General features: G+C 72.3%; 2 protein-coding genes. One reads left to right on the forward strand and one right to left on the reverse strand.

Annotated elements, in window-relative coordinates; genetic code table 11:
* A partial coding sequence (locus AC27IQ_RS25135; RefSeq protein ID WP_487091241.1) for an EamA family transporter occupies positions 1–394 on the reverse strand: 394 nt, incomplete at its 3' end.
* A 76-nt stretch (positions 395–470) separates the two neighbouring features.
* On the opposite strand from AC27IQ_RS25135, the gene pyrF reads away from it, so the two are divergent.
* The coding region (pyrF, locus tag AC27IQ_RS25140; RefSeq protein ID WP_487091242.1) for an orotidine-5'-phosphate decarboxylase at positions 471–1,151 on the forward strand (681 nt) is incomplete at its 3' end.

Here is a 1,151-nt window from a genome sequence, read left to right on the forward strand (position 1 = left end):
CGCCGCCACCGCCCGCCCAGGCGCGCGGCGCCAGGCGGTGGCCGAAGCACAGCGCGCCCAGCACGGCCGAGAAGATCGGCATGGTGTAGCCCAGGATGGCCGCGCGCCCGCTGGACAGCGACGGAATGGCCGTGATGCTGAAGGCGTGCCACAGCACCATGTTGACAAGCCCCAGGCCCGCCAGCGGCAGCCAGTACCTGCGCGGCACGGCGAACGGGGCCTTGAGCAGCACCAGCGCCAGGGCCAGCACCGGCAGGCCGAGCCACAGCGAGATCGCGCGGAAGGCCAGCGGCGGAAAGCCCGCCACGCCGAGCTTCATGACTGGCCAGTTGAAGCCCCAGATGAGGGTGACGAGGACCAGGGCGACGAGCTGGCGGGGAGACAGGGCAGGCATGCGCGGCATTGTGCCGGGACGGACGCGGCGGCGCTCGCGACGCCACCGGCGGCCCCGCCCCCTAAAATCGCGCCCCATGACCTTCATCGACATGCTGCAGGGCGCGGCCGCGCAGAACGACTCCATGCTGTGCGTGGGCCTGGACCCCGAACCCGACCGGTTTCCCGCAGCGATGCGCGGCGACGCCCGCAAGATCTACGACTTCTGCGCCGCCATCGTCGATGCCACCGCCGACCTGGCCTGCGCCTTCAAGCCGCAGATCGCCTATTTCGCCGCGCACCGCGCCGAAGACCAGCTCGAACGCCTCATGGCCCACATGCGCGCCACCGCGCCGCACGTGCCGGTGGTGCTGGACGCCAAGCGCGGCGACATCGGCTCCACCGCCGGGCAGTACGCCCGCGAGGCCTTCGAGCGCTACGGCGCCGATGCGGTGACGCTCTCGCCCTTCATGGGCTTCGATTCCATCGAGCCCTACCTGGCCTACCACGGCAAGGGCGCCTTCCTGCTGTGCCGCACCTCCAACCCGGGCGGCGACGACCTGCAGAACCAGCGACTGGCCAGCGTGGACGGGCAGCCGCTGCTGTACGAGCACGTCGCGCGCCTCGCCCAGGGCCCGTGGAACACCAACGGCCAGCTGGGCCTGGTGGTGGGCGCCACCTACCCCGCCGAGATCGAGCGCGTGCGCGCCCTGGCGCCCACGTTGCCGCTCTTGATTCCCGGCGTGGGCGCGCAGGGCGGCGATGCGGCGGCCACGGTG

Source organism: Acidovorax sp. KPB24-07, from assembly GCF_057543315.1.